Below are 14,175 nucleotides of genomic sequence, written 5' to 3'. Positions count from 1 at the left end.
CCCCCATGTCCTGGAACAATCGCGTGGTCTGGTCGGAAGGCATGTTCATCGGAACGCAGCACTTCCAGCAGCATGACCGTTACCTGGAAAACCTGATCGATGCGCGCAGCCGCCCGTTGGCGGCAGGGGCCTGGGGCTTCTCCGAACTGTTGATTGACCAGGGTCTGCTGGCCCAGGGCAAGCTGGCGATTGTCTCGGCACGCGGTTTGTTACCCGACGGCACGCCGTTCAATATCCCCCAGGACGACCTGGCGCCGAGCCCGTTGAACATCGACGAGCACCTGCGTGATGGCCTGGTCTACCTGGCGCTGCCCCTCAAGCGTGCCGGTGCCCGCGACACCGTCGACGAAGGCGAAGCCCTGGAAGCGGCGCGCTACGTCAGCCAGGTGCGGGAAGTGCGCGACGACAACGCACCCTTCGAAAACCGTGCGCCGGTGGCGGTGGGCTCCCGCGCCTTGCGCCTGTTGACCGCCCAGGATGGCATCAGCGATTACGCCGCCATCGGTCTGGTGCGCATCAAGGAAAAACGCGCCGACCGTGCTTTGGTGCTGGACGACAGCTACATCCCGCCGGTCCTCGACGTGACGGCCAGCAAACCGCTGACCGCGTTCCGCAGTGAACTGCTGGGCCTGTTGCACCAGCGCGGCGAAGCGTTGGCCGGGCGCGTGGTGGCCTCGGGCGCCGGTGGCGCTTCGGAGATTGCCGACTTCATGCTGCTGCAACTGGTCAACCGCGCCCAGCCGCTGATCCAGCACCTGAGCCAGTTGAGCCCGCTGCACCCGGAGCGTTTCTTCAGTGAACTGGTGAGCCTGGCCGGCGAGTTCTCGACCTTCTCCACCACTGGCCGCCGTCCCAAGGAATACCCGCAATACCAGCACGACGACCTGGCCCTGAGCTTCACCCCGGTGATGCAGGCCCTGCGCGAGGCGCTGTCGATGCTGATCGACAGCAAGGCCACGCCGATCCCGATTGTCGAGAAAGCCTACGGCATACACGTGGCGATGCTGGCCGACAAAACCCTGATCGACAGCGCCAGTTTCATCCTGGTGGTGCGCGCCGATGTGCCGGGAGAAACCCTGCGCGCGCATTTCGGCCAGCAAAGCAAAGTCGGCTCGGTGGAGCACATCCGCGACATGGTCAACCTGCAACTGCCGGGCATCGGCCTGCTGCCGCTGCCGGTGGCGCCACGGCAGATTCCGTACCACGCAGGCAGCACCTATTACGAGCTGGACCGGGGCAGCGAGCACTGGCAGCAACTGAGTCATTCCGGTGGCTTTGCGTTCCACATCGCCGGCCAGTTCCCGGGGTTGAACCTGGCTTTCTGGGCCATCCGAGGGTAATCCGCGATGCATCCGAATGATGATGACCGCACCCAGTTCATGCCGCGCCCGGGTGGCCGCGCACCGGAGCCGGTTCGCGCAGAACCGGCGCCGCTGTCGATGCCTGCCGCGCCGATCCTGACCGACAAGGCCCAAGGCCTGAACCCCCTGGAAAGCGCCGCCGGCCCGTTGCTGTCGCTGCTGACGCGCCTGCGTAATACGATTGCCCACCCGGCGCCGTCGAGCCTGCGCGCGCAGTTGCTGGCCTACTTGCGCCAGTTCGAAGAGCGTGCCGAGGCCGCCGGCGTGGCCCGCAATGACGTGCTGTTGGCGCGTTACGCGCTGTGCACCGCCCTCGATGAAGCCGTGCTGAGTACGCCGTGGGGCAGTGCCAGTGACTGGGGCAAACAGAGCTTGCTGATCACCGTGCACAACGAAGCCTGGGGTGGCGAAAAGGTCTTCCAGTTGCTGGATCACTGCCTGCAAAGCCCGCGGGAGCGCCTGTACCTGCTGGAGCTGTTGTACCTGTGCCTGTGCCTGGGTTTCGAAGGTCGCTACCGTGTGATGAACGACGGCCGCAGCCAGCTGGAAGCCTTGCGCGAGCGCACCGCTGCGGCCATTCGCAGTGCCCGTGGCGAACATGAGCGCGAACTGTCGCCCCATTGGCGTGGCGTCACCGTGGCCCGTGATCGCCTGGCGCAGTTCATGCCGCCGTGGATCGCCGTGGCCATCGGCGTGGCGCTGTTGCTGGCATTGCTGTTCGGGTTGCGGATGAAACTGACGTCGGATGCCGAGCCGGTATTCAAGAATATTCATGCCCTGGGCGAGATCCCGGTGCAGGCCATCGACCGCCCGGTCGCCCAGCCGAAAATCATTGAGCGACCGCGTCTGGCGGGCTTCCTGGTGGAAGACATCAAGGCCGGCCGCGTGGCTGTGGAAGATGCGGTCGACCGTTCCGTGGTGACCATCCGTGGCGATGAACTGTTCGCCTCGGCCAGCTCCAGCATCGTCGATGACTTCCAGCCACTGATGCTGCGCATTGCCGATGCCATCCGCAAGGTCAAAGGCCAGGTGCGGGTCACCGGCCACAGCGATAACCGTCCGATTGCGACCCTGCGGTTCCCGTCCAACTGGGCGCTGTCCGAGGCGCGGGCCAAATCGGTGCTGGAGATTCTCGCGGCCAAGACCGGCCAGCCGGAACGCTTCAGTGCCGAGGGCCGCAGCGACACTGAGCCGGTGGCGACCAATGCCACTGCCGAAGGCCGTGCGCGCAATCGCCGGGTAGAAATCACCGTATTGGCGGAGGGGGTCGAGTGAAGGCGTTTTTCAGTTTTGTGATTCGCTGGGTGATCCCGTTGCTGGGCCTGATCGCCTTGAGCCTGATCATCTGGTTTGTGGGGCCGTTGCTTGATGTGCTGGTGCCGGAAGGGCGCCGTTGGGCGCTGATCATCCTGGTGTTCGCGGTGTGGATTGCCTACCGCGTGTTCCGGATTATCCAGGCCCGTCGCCAGGCCGCCGAAGTGATGCGCAGCCTCGCCGCAGAAACCCCGCCAGACCCGGCCAGCATTGCCACCGCCGAAGAGCTGGCGACCCTGCGCCAGCGCATGGACGAAGCCCTGGCCCTGTTGAAAAAGGCCAAGCTGGGCGGTGACGAGCGCCGCAACCTGTATGAGCTGCCGTGGTACGTGATCATCGGCCCACCGGGTTCGGGCAAGACCACCGCGCTGGTCAATTCCGGGCTGCACTTTCCCTTGGCCGCGCAGTTGGGTGCCGGTGCGGTGCGGGGCGTGGGCGGTACGCGCAATTGCGATTGGTGGTTTACCGACCAAGCCGTATTGCTCGACACCGCCGGCCGCTACACCACCCAGGACAGCAACTCCACGGTGGATAAAGCCGCCTGGCTGGGCTTCCTCGACTTGCTGAAAAAACAGCGTTCCCGGCGCCCGATTGACGGTGCCTTTATCGCCATCAGCCTCTCGGACCTGCTGCTGGGCAGCGACGCCGAGCGTGCCGCCCATGCCGCCGCGATCCGCCTGCGCATCCAGGAGCTGTACACCCAATTGGGCGTGCGCTTCCCGATCTACCTGATGCTCACCAAGCTCGACCTGGTGCCGGGCTTCATGGAGTTCTTCGACAACCTGAGCAAGGAAGAGCGCGCCCAGGTGTGGGGCATGACCTTCGCCCTCGATGACGGCAAGATCAGCGACAGCCCGCTGGCTCATCTGCAAAGCGAATTCGCCGGCCTGGAGCAGCGCCTCAACGAGCGCCTGGTGGAACGCCTGCAACAGGAACGCGACCCGGCGCGGCGCGACCTGATCTACGGTTTCCCGCAGCAGTTCGGCGCGTTGAAAGATTGCCTGCAAGGCTTCCTCGAAGGCGTGTTCAAACCCAATGCCTTTGAAGAGCGCGTCTTGCTGCGCGGCGTGTACTTCACCAGCGGCACCCAGGAAGGCAGCCCGATTGACCGCTTGATCGGCGCCATGGCCCAGAGCATGAACCTGGACCGCCAACACCTGGCGCGTCAGACCGGCACCGGGCGCAGCTACTTCATCGAAAAACTGTTCACCGCCGTGGCGTTTGCCGAGCGTGGCCTGGTGGGCGTCAACCCGAAGGTCGAGCGCCGTCGCAAGTGGATTGCCCGTGGCGTGTTGGCCGCAACCGTGGCGTTGGTGCTGGTGGTCAGTACCCTGTGGTGGGTGAGTTATCGCGCCAACCAGGCCTACATTGCCCAGGTTGACCAGAAGGTCGCACCGCTGGGCCAGACCGTGCAGAACCTGAGCCCGGCGCAACGCGAAGTACTGGCGGTGCTGCCGCTGCTCAACGCCGTGAAGAACCTGGCGGGCGACTCGCCGAGCTGGTCCGAAGGGTTGGGCCTGTATCAGGGCGACATGCTCGAAGCTGAATCCGCCAGCGTCTACCGCAAGCTGTTGATCGCCGTGTTCGCCCCCCGTTTGGTCACGCGCATCGAAGAGCAACTGCACGGCGGTGGCAATTCCGACTTCCTCTATGAAGGCTTGAAGGCCTACCTGATGCTCGCCGACAGCGAGCATTACGACCCGGACTTCATCAAGGCCTGGATCGCCCTGGACTGGGACCGCAACCTGCCACGGGACCTGCCGGCGGATCAGCGCCAGGCATTGATCGGGCACTTGCAGGCCTTGTTCGAGCGTCATCCGCCCAGCGCCCGTCTCGACCCGCGCTTGATTGACGACCTGCGCCGGCAACTGCAACAACTGCCGGTGGCTCAGCGCGTCTACGACCGGATCAAGCGCCAGAAACTGCCGGAAGGTGTGCCGGACTTTCGCATCAACGAAGCGGCGGGCCGCGATGCCGCGCTGGTGTTCAGTCGCAAAAGTGGCAAGCCGTTGGGTGAGCCGTTGAGCGGGTTCTTCACCGCCAAGGGTTATCGTCAGGGCTTCCTGCTGACCAGCCTGAACCAGGCCGGTACCCTCGCTGAAGAGCAATGGGTGCTGGGCCGCGAGCCGGCGGATCAACAGAACGTGGTCAGCCTCGCAGCCGACGTGCGCCGCCTGTACTTCCAGGACTATCAGCGCCAGTGGGACGCCTTGCTGGCTGACATCGACTTTGTGCCGATCACCAGCGTGGCCCAGGCGGCCGACGTTTTGCGGGTGATCTCCGGGCCGACCTCGCCGCTGAAGAAGCTGTTGGTGGCGGTCTCCAAGGAGACGGACCTGCAGGCGGAAGAACGCCTTCTGGTCGCCAAGGGCGCGCCGGTGGAAGGCGGCGTGGACAAGCTCAAGGAACGTCTCGGCAGCCTGCTCGGCCAGGACCAGCCGACTGCGAATGCACCGGCGGCCAGTGAAGATCCGGTGACAGCGCACTTCGCCGAACTCAATAGCATCGTCAGCAAGAACGAAGGCGAACCGGCGGCCATTGATGGCCTGCTGGCGGACATGAATGCGTTGTATGTGCAGGTCAGCGCCATGGTCGGCGCCAGCGGCGATGCGTTGCTCGGCGAAGCGAAAAACCAGGCGGCGGCTGCGGCCACGCGGGTCAGCCTGAATGCCGAACGCCAGCCGCCGCTGGTGCAGGGCATGGTCAAGTCAGTGGTCAACTCCACCACCAACAGCATGATGGGCGGGGTGCGTAACCAACTGAATGCGGCGTGGGTCAGTGAAGTGGTGAACGTGTATCGCCAGTCTCTGGCCGGGCGTTATCCGATGTCGCCCGGCAGTGCGCGGGACGCCACCCTGGATGACTTCGGGCAGTTCTTTGGGGTGGGCGGGGTGATGGACAATTACTTCCGCAAGTACCTGCAACCTTACGTCGACACCTCCACGCAAACCTGGCGCTGGCAGCCGGGCGCGGCGCAGAAGCTCGGCATCGCGCCGGGCGTGCTGCAAACCTTCCAGCGCGCGGCGACCATTCGTGACGCGTTTTTCCGCGCCGGTGGTACCCAGCCGGTCGTGCGCTTTGAACTCAAGCCGGTGGCGATGGACGCGACCATTACCCAGTTCCTGTTGGACCTGGACGGCCAGCAACTGAGCTACGACCACGGCCCGAGCCGCCCGGTCGCGATGCAGTGGCCGAATCCCGGCAGCATTGGCGTGGTGCGCATTTCTATCATGCCGCCGTCGGCCAGCGGGCGCTCCGGCGTGACGCTGGATGGCCCGTGGGCGTGGTTCCGGTTGCTGGAACAATCGGACATGACCGCTGGCAATTCACCGGACCGCTTTAACCTGCGCCTGCGGGTCGACGGCGCGAGCATCTCCTACGAGCTGCGGGCCAACAGTGCCTTCAATCCGTTCAAGAGCCGCGTGCTTAACGGCTTCAGCCTGCCGGAGCGGTTATGACCACGCTCGGCTTCTACGGCAAGTTGGCCAGCCGCGGCGACTTTGTCAGCCGTGCGCTGCCCCAGAGCTTTATCGGCCCTTGGGACAGTTGGCTGGCGTCGGGGTTGCTCGCCAGCCAGACCCGCCTCGGGTCTGACTGGTTGAACGCTTACCTGGTCAGCCCGCTGTGGCGTTTCGTGTTGGCGCCGGGTGTGTGCGGACCGGATGCGGCGGTGGGCGTGGTGATGCCGAGTATCGACCGGGTGGGGCGCTATTTCCCGCTGACGGTGGCTGCGTTGTTTGATCACGACACCGACCCGGCCTCCATCGTCGGCGGGCCGGACGCCTGGTTTGAGCAGGTGGAAGAGCTGCTGCTGAGCACCCTGGATGCCGGGGCCACTTTCGAAGGTTTCAGCGACAGGATCGAATCCCTCGGTGCTCCGGCCTGCCGCCCACGCACCGTGAGCAGTCGCTTTGCCGGCCTGCAACGTGTCAACGCCACAGACCCGCAGGCGCGGATGACTGCGCTTGCCGAACAGGCCTGCGAAGGTGCAAGCCTGTGGTGGGGCCGTGGTTCGCAACAGATTTCCCCCGGTTTATTGCGGTGTCAGGGCCTGCCTGCCGCCGACGATTTTGCGCAATTTTTGCTCGGCCAAGAACAAGAAGGTGTTGTGTAGATGCGGTCCACGTTCAAATCCGCCAGCAAAAGCCACGTCGGCATGGTTCGCCAAGTCAATGAAGACGCCTGCCTCGACCTGCCGGAAAACGGCCTGTGGGTGGTGGCCGACGGCATGGGCGGGCACGCAGCAGGGGATTACGTCAGCAGCCTGATTGTCGACAGCCTGCGCAGCATTCCTGTGGGCCGTTCCCTTGAGGAGTACACGGCGGCACTGCGCAGCGACCTGCTGCGAGTCAACGGCGCGGTGCGCGAAGAAACCGCCAACCGTGGCGTGACCATGATGGGCAGCACCGTGGTGTTGCTTGCCACTCGCGGCTTGCGTGGCGTGTGCTTGTGGGCCGGCGACAGCCGCCTGTATCGCCTGCGGGACGGCGTGCTGGAGGGCATTTCCCGCGACCACAGCTACGTGCAGGACTTGCAGGACAGCGGCCTGCTCAGCGAAGCCGATGCCCGGGTGCATCCTCGGGCGAATATCGTCACCCGAGCGATTGGCGTGGAAGCACAGTTGGCGTTGTCGTCGGTCGACCTGTTGATCGCCCCCGGCGACAGTTACCTGCTGTGCAGCGACGGCCTGAACAAGACCGTCGAAGACCACGAGATCCGCGAAGTGCTGAGCCATGCCGAGCCGGATGAAATCGTCCGCAGCCTGGTGCACCTGGGGCTCAATCGCGGCGCGCCGGACAACATCACCGCCATTGTCGTGAAGGTGTCGACATGAACATCAGCATTCCCGGCTACGACATCGAAGGCGAAATCGGCGTTGGCGCCATGGCCAGCGTGTACCTGGCGACCCAGCGTTCCCTGGAGCGCAAGGTGGCGCTGAAGATCATGGCGGCAGCGCTGGCGGCCGACCCGAGCTTCTGCGAGCGCTTCCTGCGCGAAGGCAAGACCCTGGCGCGCCTGTCCCACCCGCACACCGTGACCATCCATGACATCGGCAATGTCGGTGAGCTGTACTACATGGCCATGGAATACCTGCCCAACGGCACGCTCAAGGAGCGCATCGCCGCCGGCCTGACGCCGGAGCAGGGGCTGACGTATATCCGCCAGATCGCGTCGGCGCTGGGTTATGCCCATGCTCAGGGTCTGGTGCATCGCGATGTGAAACCGGCGAACATTCTTTTCCGCGCGGATGGCACGGCGGTGTTGTCGGACTTTGGTATCGCCAAGTCCCTGGATGACCGCACGCAGTTCACCCAGGCCGGATTTGCCGTCGGCACGCCGAGCTATATGAGCCCGGAGCAGGCCCGGGGCCAGGAGATTGATGGCCGCGCCGACCTGTATGCGTTGGGCGTGGTGCTTTACGAAATCCTCGTGGGCAAGCTGCCTTATAACGGCACCGATGCACTTTCCACTGCGCTGGCGCACCTGACTGAACCGCTGCCGGAGTTGCCGGTGCATCACGGGCGCTATCAGGAGGTGCTGCGCAAGCTGCTGGCCAAGGATCCGGCGGAACGCTTCCCGGATGCGGCGGCGTTGTTGCGGGCGTTGGATCAGTTGCCGAAGGAGACCGAGGTCGAGGCGACGTTGATTCGGCCTCTGCCGATTCCGGTACCGGTCTCGAATGACCTGGCCGGACTCACGCCGGTCTCCATCGAAATTCCGACCGACAAGCCGCAGCCACAACCCGTGCGGCAACCGGTGGTGACGCCGACGCAACACTCTGCGGTGTCTGAACAAAACCGTGGGCCGGTGCTGGCGCTGGCAGCGGTTGCCGTAGCGGTGGCGCTGGCGATTGGGGGCGCGAGTTACTGGTGGTTGAACGATGACGCGCCCGCCGCGCCGCCGGTTGCCGAGGCTGCCAAGACCGTCACGCCACCTGCCACGCTGCCTGCCGCGCAACCTGTGGCGACGCAGGCCGATGGCGGCCAACGCCCGTTGCTGATGGCCGGCAAGAAAACCCTGTTCCAGCGGGTACTGAGCAAGCCCGGCGCAAAACTGTCGAGTGAAGCGGGCGGTGCGGCAGGCGAAGGTTTGCCGGCGTTTTCCGTGCTCTACGTCTACCAGCGCAAGGATGTCGACGGCAGCCCGTGGCTGCGGGTTGGCGCCGCCACCGACGGGCGCAGCGACGGCTGGCTGCCGGCGGCGCAAGTCAGCGACTGGAAGCAGAGCCTGGTGCTCAAGTTCACCGAGCGTTCGGGCCGGGCGCCGGTGATGTTCCTGCGCCAATCCGCAGAAGTGGAAAAGCTGCTGGCTGATCCGGCGGCGGCGAAAAACCTGCTGCTCAAGGTGCAGAAAAACAGCGAGGACAACCAGCAAGTGCTGGCCTTGGAACCGACCGCCAGTGCTGTGCCGCAGAACCAGTTTTACCTGCTGCCGATCTTCGACTCCAAAGAGAGCTTCGACGAAAACGGCCAGCCGGTGCAGTTACTCAACGTCGCCTCCATCGACCCGGGCAACACGCCTGATGTCGTCGCCAAGGCGGTCGGTCGAACGCCGGTGATCGATGCCAATGCCGATGCCTTCCGCACGGCCGTGGTGCTGGTGGTCGACACCACCGTGTCCATGCAGCCGTATATCGATCAGGTCCGGGACGTGGTCCACGAGCTGCAAACCCGCATCGCCGAACGTGGCGAGCTGGACAGCGTGAGTTTCGGCCTTGTGGGCTTTCGCAACAGCATCAAGAAAACCCCGGGCCTGGAATACGTGGCCAAGACCCTGATCACCCTCGACCAGGGCCGCGACCCGCAACGCTTCCTCGACATGGCGCGCCAGGTGAAGGCGTCCACTGTGTCCAGCCACTCCTTCAACGAAGATGCGTTCGCCGGTGTGATGCAGGCAGTGGAAGGCATGGACTGGTCCGGTTACGGCGGACGCCTGATCCTGCTGGTGACCGACGCCGGTGCGCTGCGCAAGAACGACCCGTTCGCCACCACCCAGATGAACGAAGCCGAAGTACGCCAGGCGGCGCTGGGCAAGCAGATCAAGATCTACGCCCTGCACCTGCGCACCGATGCCGGCAAGAAAACCCACAGCGGCGCCGAAACCCAATACCGCACCCTCACCGCCGACGCCAACCCGCAGATCGGCGACCTGTACACGCCGGTGCCCGGCGGCGATGTGCGCAAGTTCGGTGAGCGGGTTGACGAGATCGGCACCGTGTTCGCCAACCTGGTGCATCAAGTACGCAGCAACACGCCGCAGCCGGTACCGCTGCTCAGTGCCGCACCGACCCTGGCGGACAAGTCCGCCGCCGTCGGTTATGCGATGCACATGGATTTCCTCGGCCGCAAAACGGCGAGCCAGGCGCCGCAACTGGTGAGTGCCTGGACCGCCGACCGCGACCTCACCAACACCGCGTTGCCGGCCTTCCAGGTGTGCGTGATGCTGACCAAATTGCAGCTCAACGATTTGCAGCAATCCTTGAAACTGATCGTCGACGCCGCGCGTAAAACCCAGACCTCACCCAAGGATTTCTTCCAGGAAATCGCCAGCGCCTCGGCCTATATGAGCCGCGATCCACAGGCCCTGAAAAAAGGCGGCAACCTGGCGGACGGCGGCATCCTTGGCGAATACCTCGAAGGCCTGCCGTATCGCAGCAAGTCGCTGAACATGACCCAGGACTTGTGGCTGTCGTTGAGCGTGGCCGAGCAGGAAGACTTTATCGACGAGCTGGATTCGAAGATCCGCCTCTACGAAACCTTCCACAACGACGTGGCCAACTGGGTCCGTTTCGGCGATGCCGAGCCGGGTGATGCGTTGTACCGCGTGCCGTTGTCGACGCTGCCGTAATGCTGAACTTGAGCGCGGTGCACAAGAGCCGGGGCGTTGGCGCCCAGCGCTACAGCCTGGTGATTCCGGGCCTGCAACTGCGTGCGGGTGAACAGTTGGCGGTGGTCGGGCCGAGCGGCTGTGGCAAGAGCACCTTGCTGGATTTGCTCGCATTGGTGTTGGCGCCGGATCAGGTCGGGCAGTTCGAGCTCAACCGTGTCGACATCGCCGGACTCTGGCGCGGTGACCAGCAAAGCGCGCTGGCAGACCTGCGCAGTCGGCACCTGGGTTATGTGCTGCAAACCGGTGGCCTGCTGGGTTTTCTCGATGTGCGCGGCAATATTGCGTTGTCGCGGCAACTCCTGGGGTTGAAGGACGATGGCAGCGTGGCGCGGCTGGCCGAGCAGTTGGAGATCACGGATCAGTTGGATAAGAAGCCAGCGGCGTTGTCCGTCGGCCAGCGTCAGCGGGTCAGCTGCGCGAGGGCACTGGCCCATGGTCCGCAGTTGTTGCTGGCGGATGAGCCCACCGCTGCGCTCGACCCGTTGAACGCCGAACGGGTGATGCAGGCCCTGTTGGCCCAGGCCCGGAATAACGGCGCGTGCTGCGTGATCGCCACCCATGACGAACCCCTGGCCCGGGCCAGCGGCTTGCAAGTGCGGCGCATCAGTTGCCGGCGCGACACCGACGGCGGCGTCACCGCGACCCTCGGGGAGGCCTGCTGATGCGTATTGCCCTGGTGGCTTCCCTGGCCTGGCAGGATTACCGCAACGACGCGTGGCTGTCGGTGTGTTCGGTGCTCGCGCTGGTGGCGGTGATCGCCCCGCTGCTGGTGTTATTTGGCCTGAAATATGGACTGGTTAGCAGTTTGACCGAACGTTTGGAAAACGACCCGGCCACCCGGGAAATTATTCCGTTGGGCGGTGGTCGTTTCAGCAGTGAATTTGTCGAGCAACTGCGCCAGCGCAATGACGTGGCGTTTGCCTTGCCGCGCACCCGGCAGATTGCAGCGACGGCGCAGTTGGGCGCAGTGACCGTGGAGATGCTGCCGACTGCCGACAACGATCCATTGCTGGCCGGCATGCCGATGCCCAAGGGCCTGGATCAGATCGTGCTGAGCCACACGGCCGCCGAGAAGCTCGGGGCAAAGGCCGGTGATTGGCTGGAGGCCAGTTTTGGTCGCCAGGTGGCGGGGCGGGTCGAGTCGCAGCGCACTCGGGTCCAGGTGCTGCACGTATTGCCGCTGGAAGCCTTCGCCCGGGATGGACTGTTTGCGCCCTTGGGCTTGCTGGAAGCGGCAGAAGATTATCGCGATGGCCGTGCGGTGCCGGCGTTTGGCTGGGACGGCGATGCGGTGGGTGTGAGCGAGCAGCGGGTTTACCCGGCGTTTCGTTTGTATGCGCGGCGCCTGGTGGATGTGGAGCCGCTGCGGGTGTATTTCGCCGGACAGCATCTGTTGGTGTCGACCCAGGCCCAGACCATCGCCCAAGTGCAGTCGTTGAGCCGCAACCTGTCGATCGTGTTCTGGATCATCGCCGGGCTGGCGTTGGCGGGCGCGTTTGCGGCGATCTTCGCCGGTGCGCTGGCGTCGGTTGCACGCAAGCGCCGGGAGTTGTCGGTGTTGCGGCTGTTGGGGTTTTCCACCGCTGGGCTGTTGCTGTTTGTGGTGGTGCAGGCGCTCTACAGCGCGGGGTTTGCCGCTGTATTCAGCGGTGTGTTGTACGGCCTGGCAGAGTCAGGCCTGAACCGATTATTCGTGCAGGTGCCGGGCGAATACGCCAGTCACCTGCTGGCGCGTCATTACGGCCTGGCCCTGGCAGCTGTCCTTGGCGTCAGTGCCGTGGCGGCGGCCTGTGGCGGTTGGCGTGTGGCGCGGATCCAGGCTTCTGAAGGAATCAGAGATGTATAAGTTACTGGGCGCCGCCGTGGCGCTGACCCTGTCCTGCGTGGCCTGGGCCGATGAGGCCAGCGACAAGCTGGACAACCCCAAACCGTTGCCGGATGACGTCAGCCTGCCGCTGCCCTGCGAAGGCAACATGGTGTTCCGCTACGCCTACGTGCTGGCCCAGGGCACCCTGGATGACCGCGAGATCAGCCTTGGCTACCCGTTCAGCGAAGGCGAAGCGGGCTACCAGCAGTCGTTCATTTCCGGTTATCGCCGGGACTTTATCAATGGCCAATTCACCCTCAAGGACCTGCCCAAGGACTGGAACAAAGTCATCGCGCCGTTGATGCCCAAGACCGACGCCAAGACCCCGCTCAAGCCGATGCTGTACTTCATCGGCAAGTATGAAGTCACCGCCCGGCAATACGCGCAGGTCATGTCCCAGGCGCAGTCCCTGGCCAGCGGCGAACCCGCCCCGGCCTGTGACGTTCCCACCGGCATGGCGGCGCGCCTGCCCAAGGTCAAGCTGTCGCGTTTTGAAGCGGAACGCTTCTCGGCGGTGTACAGCGCCTGGTTGATGAAATACCACCGCGAGCTGTTGCCGGTGAGTGGTCGCGGTGCTTCGGCAGATGACGGCGGCCTGGGCTTTGTGCGCCTGCCTACCGAAGTGGAGTGGGAGTTCGCCGCTCGCGGTGGCCAGGCGGTCAGCCGTCAGGACCTGGAAGGCCGACTGTTCCCACGGCGCACCGAGGGCAGCGAAAGCGATGGCCCCCTCGCCGATTATGCGGTGTTCAATCAGGTTGCCGGTGGCACCGGCCAAGCGGCGCGGTTGATGCCTATCGGCACCAAGCTGCCCAACCCGATTGGCATGTTCGATGTGATCGGCAACGCGGCGGAAATGGTCCAGGAATCCTTCCAATTGGTGCACGCCGGGCGTCGTCAGGGCACCTACGGCGGGTTCGTGGTCAAGGGCGGCAATTACCTGGAAGGCGAGGGCACGCTGTTCACCGGCATGCGCCGCGAGTACCCGTTGTTCGCCGCTGACGGCACTGAACAAAGCAACGAGACCACCGGCTTTCGCGTGGCGATTGGCGCCTTGTCGGCGCCGCGTTCGCGCTACAAGGAGCTGTTCGCCCAGTGGCAGAAAGAAGGCCGCCTGGCTTCGCTGACCGACGCCATTGATGATGCCCAGGACCCGACCAAACGCCTGGACAGCATCATCGCCGCCAGCGTCGACCCGCGCTTGCAAGCCGAACTCGGGCTGGTCAACGAAGAGCTCAAGCGCAATGTTTCGCTGATCGCCCAGCAGCGCGAAGAAGCGGCCGGCAACCTGATTCAGTCTGCGGCCCTGGTGGCCGAGACCATCAACAACTACAACATCCGCCTGATCAATTTGCAGAAGAGCCGCCAGCAGGCCATCGACGCCAAGGACGAAGCCAGCGCGCAGCTGTTCGCCACGGCGATCACCAATGGGCGCAGTGCGCTGGACGGCGCGGTGGCGATCTACATCGACAACCTGGCCACCGGCACACGCTACACCGATGCGGTGATCCAGGCGCAGTTTCAACGGATCAAGGAAGAGTTGGATCGCAAGCCGGTACTGGGCAAGAGCCTGGTGACGCGTGCGACGTTATTCGTTCGCCATGTGGGCAACTACCGCAAGGAACAGCGGGCCGACCCGGCGACGATTTTGAAGGAATTGCTCGCAGCGAGCGGTCAGCGGTCTTGACCGCTGGTTGTATGGCGAGCTTGGAAGGGACTCAGGCGGCGGTGGGCCGTGCTGGGCAA

The 14,175-nt window shown here is 64.5% G+C and carries 9 protein-coding genes; all 9 read left to right on the top strand.

Annotated elements, in window-relative coordinates:
• The first annotated feature begins 5 nt into the window (after window positions 1-5).
• Genes tssK through LIY45_RS15295 form a run of 9 tightly spaced genes read left to right on the top strand, consistent with a single transcriptional unit; the run spans window position 6 to window position 14,116 of the window.
• Window positions 6-1,340: a type VI secretion system baseplate subunit TssK gene (gene tssK, locus LIY45_RS15335; RefSeq protein WP_226476814.1), complete on the top strand. Its 1,335-nt coding sequence runs from the start codon at window positions 6-8 to the stop codon at window positions 1,338-1,340.
• 6 nt (window positions 1,341-1,346) lie between these two features.
• Entirely contained in the window at window positions 1,347-2,636 is a 1,290-nt protein-coding gene (locus tag LIY45_RS15330) for a DotU family type VI secretion system protein (RefSeq protein WP_226476813.1), read from the top strand.
• Window positions 2,633-6,133: a type VI secretion system membrane subunit TssM gene (tssM, locus tag LIY45_RS15325; RefSeq protein WP_226476812.1), complete on the top strand. Its 3,501-nt coding sequence runs from the start codon at window positions 2,633-2,635 to the stop codon at window positions 6,131-6,133. Before LIY45_RS15330 ends, tssM begins: the two co-directional genes overlap by 4 nt.
• Complete coding sequence (tagF, locus tag LIY45_RS15320; RefSeq protein ID WP_226476811.1) at window positions 6,130-6,789, top strand: type VI secretion system-associated protein TagF; 660 nt, start codon at window positions 6,130-6,132, stop codon at window positions 6,787-6,789. Before tssM ends, tagF begins: the two co-directional genes overlap by 4 nt.
• A complete protein-coding gene (locus tag LIY45_RS15315) occupies window positions 6,790-7,509 on the top strand; it encodes a protein phosphatase 2C domain-containing protein (RefSeq protein ID WP_017476724.1) in 720 nt (239 codons plus the stop codon).
• Entirely contained in the window at window positions 7,506-10,523 is a 3,018-nt protein-coding gene (locus LIY45_RS15310; RefSeq protein ID WP_226476810.1) for a serine/threonine-protein kinase, read from the top strand. The genes LIY45_RS15315 and LIY45_RS15310 overlap by 4 nt, the downstream gene beginning before the upstream one ends.
• Window positions 10,523-11,227 (top strand): ABC transporter ATP-binding protein, encoded by a 705-nt coding sequence (locus LIY45_RS15305; protein WP_017476722.1) that lies wholly within the window; start codon window positions 10,523-10,525, stop codon window positions 11,225-11,227. The genes LIY45_RS15310 and LIY45_RS15305 overlap by 1 nt, the downstream gene beginning before the upstream one ends.
• The gene (locus LIY45_RS15300; protein ID WP_226476809.1) at window positions 11,227-12,411 is read left to right on the top strand and encodes an ABC transporter permease; all 1,185 of its coding nucleotides are present in this window, start codon (window positions 11,227-11,229) and stop codon (window positions 12,409-12,411) included. Before LIY45_RS15305 ends, LIY45_RS15300 begins: the two co-directional genes overlap by 1 nt.
• Window positions 12,404-14,116: an SUMF1/EgtB/PvdO family nonheme iron enzyme gene (locus LIY45_RS15295; protein WP_226476808.1), complete on the top strand. Its 1,713-nt coding sequence runs from the start codon at window positions 12,404-12,406 to the stop codon at window positions 14,114-14,116. Before LIY45_RS15300 ends, LIY45_RS15295 begins: the two co-directional genes overlap by 8 nt.
• Window positions 14,117-14,175 lie beyond the last annotated feature (59 nt).

The sequence above is a fragment of the Pseudomonas sp. MWU16-30323 genome, assembly GCF_020515595.1.
In the GTDB taxonomy this organism is placed as follows: domain Bacteria; phylum Pseudomonadota; class Gammaproteobacteria; order Pseudomonadales; family Pseudomonadaceae; genus Aquipseudomonas; species Aquipseudomonas yamanorum.
This window is presented reverse-complemented; position numbering and strand designations above follow the sequence as displayed.

Bases quoted from the DNA above. Each gene is read 5' to 3' on its own strand.
- tssK (WP_226476814.1), top strand. From the start codon at position 6: ATGTCCTGGAACAATCGCGTGGTCTGGTCGGAAGGCATGTTCATCGGA.
- LIY45_RS15330 (WP_226476813.1), top strand. From the start codon at position 1,347: ATGCATCCGAATGATGATGACCGCACCCAGTTCATGCCGCGCCCGGGT.
- tagF (WP_226476811.1), top strand. From the start codon at position 6,130: ATGACCACGCTCGGCTTCTACGGCAAGTTGGCCAGCCGCGGCGACTTT.
- LIY45_RS15315 (WP_017476724.1), top strand. From the start codon at position 6,790: ATGCGGTCCACGTTCAAATCCGCCAGCAAAAGCCACGTCGGCATGGTT.
- LIY45_RS15310 (WP_226476810.1), top strand. From the start codon at position 7,506: ATGAACATCAGCATTCCCGGCTACGACATCGAAGGCGAAATCGGCGTT.
- LIY45_RS15305 (WP_017476722.1), top strand. From the start codon at position 10,523: ATGCTGAACTTGAGCGCGGTGCACAAGAGCCGGGGCGTTGGCGCCCAG.
- LIY45_RS15300 (WP_226476809.1), top strand. From the start codon at position 11,227: ATGCGTATTGCCCTGGTGGCTTCCCTGGCCTGGCAGGATTACCGCAAC.
- LIY45_RS15295 (WP_226476808.1), top strand. From the start codon at position 12,404: ATGTATAAGTTACTGGGCGCCGCCGTGGCGCTGACCCTGTCCTGCGTG.